Here is a 2953-nt window from a genome sequence, read left to right as displayed (position 1 = left end):
TTGTTCCTTGAAAACTGAAGATTCATCAAGACATCAAAAACCAATTTCACATATGGTCCGTAACGGACCGTGTGTCTTAGACGCTAGATCAAGGTAGAAAGGGCGTACGGTGGATGCCTTGGCACTAGGAGCCGATGAAGGACGCGACGAACAGCGAAATGCTCTGGGGAGTGGTAAGTACACATCGATCCAGAGATCTCCGAATGGGGGAACCCACCGCCGGGAGACTGGCGGGACACCCACGTGAATACATAGCGTGGCGTGAGGCATACCCGGGGAACTGAAACATCTAAGTACCCGGAGGAAGAGAAAGAAAATTCGATTCCCTGAGTAGCGGCGAGCGAAACGGGAACAGCCCAAACCAGGAAGCATGCTTCCTGGGGTTGTAGGACACTCTACACGGAGTTACAAAGGGATAGGGTAGGTGAACGACCTGGAAAGGTCGGCCAGAGAAGGTGACGGCCCTGTAGCCGAAACCCCATCCCCTCCAGAGTGGATCCTGAGTACGGCGGGACACGTGAAACCCCGTCGGAATCCGGGAGGACCATCTCCCAAGGCTAAATACTTCCTAGTGACCGATAGTGAACCAGTACCGTGAGGGAAAGGTGAAAAGCACCCCGGAAGGGGAGTGAAAGAGATCCTGAAACCGTATGCCTACAAGTAGTCAGAGCCCGTTCACGGGTGATGGCGTGCCTTTTGTAGAATGAACCGGCGAGTTACGATGGCGGGCGAGGTTAAGCCGATGAGGCGGAGCCGCAGCGAAAGCGAGTCTGAACAGGGCGCATCAGTCCGTCGTCGTAGACCCGAAACCAGGTGATCTACCCATGTCCAGGATGAAGGTCAGGTAACACTGACTGGAGGTCCGAACCCACGCACGTTGAAAAGTGCGGGGATGAGGTGTGGGTAGCGGTGAAATGCCAATCGAACCTGGAGATAGCTGGTTCTCTCCGAAATAGCTTTAGGGCTAGCCTCGAGGTGAAGAGTTCTGGAGGTAGAGCACTGATTGGACTAGGGGCCCCCACAGGGTTACCGAATTCAGTCAAACTCCGAATGCCAGCAACTTGTACTCGGGAGTCAGACTGCGAGTGATAAGATCCGTAGTCGAGAGGGAAACAGCCCAGACCATCAGCTAAGGTCCCCAAGTGTATGTTAAGTGGAAAAGGATGTGGCGCTGCACAGACAACTAGGATGTTGGCTTAGAAGCAGCCACCATTCAAAGAGTGCGTAATAGCTCACTAGTCGAGTGGCGCCGCGCCGAAAATGTAACGGGGCTAAACATACCACCGAAGCTATGGATCCCGTAAGGGATGGTAGGAGAGCGTTCCAAGCAGCAGTGAAGCGGTATCGTGAGGAGCCGTGGAGCGCTTGGAAGTGAGAATGCCGGTGTGAGTAGCGAAAAGAGGGGTGAGAATCCCCTCCGTCGAAAGCCTAAGGTTTCCTGAGGAAGGCTCGTCCGCTCAGGGTTAGTCTGGACCTAAGCCGAGGCCGAAAGGCGTAGGCGATGGACAACAGGTCGATATTCCTGTACCGCCGTACCACCGTTTGAACGATGGGGGGACGCAGAAGGATAAGGTGACCGTGCGACTGGAAGTGCACGGACAAGCAGCGAGGCCGTCGGGTTGGCAAATCCGCCCGGCACCAAGGTTGAGCTGTGACGTGGAGCCCGTAGGGCGAAGCACCGGATTTCACGCTGCCAAGAAAAGCCTCTAGTGAGGAGGTCGGCGCCAGTACCGCAAACCGACACAGGTAGGCGAGATGAGAATTCTAAGACGCGCGGGATAACTCTCGTTAAGGAACTCGGCAAAATGGTCCCGTAACTTCGGGAGAAGGGACGCTTATGGCAACATAAGCCGCAGTGAATAGGCCCAAACGACTGTTTAGCAAAAACACAGGTCTCTGCTAAATCGCAAGATGAAGTATAGGGGCTGACGCCTGCCCGGTGCTGGAAGGTTAAGGGGATGTGTCATCGCAAGAGAAGCACTGAACCGAAGCCCCAGTAAACGGCGGCCGTAACTATAACGGTCCTAAGGTAGCGAAATTCCTTGTCGGGTAAGTTCCGACCCGCACGAAAGGCGTAACGATTTGGGCACTGTCTCAACGAGAGACCCGGTGAAATCATAGTACCTGTGAAGATGCAGGTTACCCGCGACAGGACGGAAAGACCCCATGGAGCTTTACTACAGCCTGATATTGAGGCTTTGTACGCGATGTACAGGATAGGTGGGAGTTTGTGAAGCCGGAGCGCCAGCTTCGGTGGAGACACCCTTGGGATACCACCCTTTGCGTATAGAGTCTCTAACTCGCAGCCGTGATCCGGCTGGAGGACCGTGTCAGGCGGGTAGTTTGACTGGGGCGGTCGCCTCCTAAACAGTAACGGAGGCGCCCAAAGGTTCCCTCAGAATGGTTGGAAATCATTCGAAGAGTGCAAAGGCAGAAGGGAGCTTGACTGCGAGACCTACAAGTCGAGCAGGGACGAAAGTCGGGCTTAGTGATCCGGTGGTTCCGCATGGAAGGGCCATCGCTCAACGGATAAAAGCTACCCTGGGGATAACAGGCTGATCTCCCCCAAGAGTCCACATCGACGGGGAGGTTTGGCACCTCGATGTCGGCTCATCGCATCCTGGGGCTGGAGTAGGTCCCAAGGGTTGGGCTGTTCGCCCATTAAAGCGGTACGCGAGCTGGGTTCAGAACGTCGTGAGACAGTTCGGTCCCTATCCGTCGTGGGCGTAGGAAATTTGAGGAGAGCTGTCCTTAGTACGAGAGGACCGGGATGGACGCACCGCTGGTGTACCAGTTGTTCCGCCAGGAGCATCGCTGGGTAGCTACGTGCGGACGGGATAAGTGCTGAAAGCATCTAAGCATGAAGCCCCCTCCGAGATGAGATTTCCCTTTGAGCAATCAAGAAAGACCCCTCAGAGACGATGAGGTAGATAGGTCATGGGTGGAAGCGTGG

Annotated in this window: 1 rRNA gene; it reads left to right on the top strand. The window is 55.1% G+C overall.

The features are described from left to right. Positions 1 to 86: 86 nt before the first annotated feature. Positions 87 to 2953 (top strand): 23S ribosomal RNA (locus tag KNO94_RS15055); the annotation flags it as partial.

The sequence above is a fragment of the Exiguobacterium sp. s22 genome (assembly GCF_018617455.1).
Taxonomy (GTDB): domain Bacteria; phylum Bacillota; class Bacilli; order Exiguobacteriales; family Exiguobacteriaceae; genus Exiguobacterium.
This window is presented reverse-complemented; position numbering and strand designations above follow the sequence as displayed.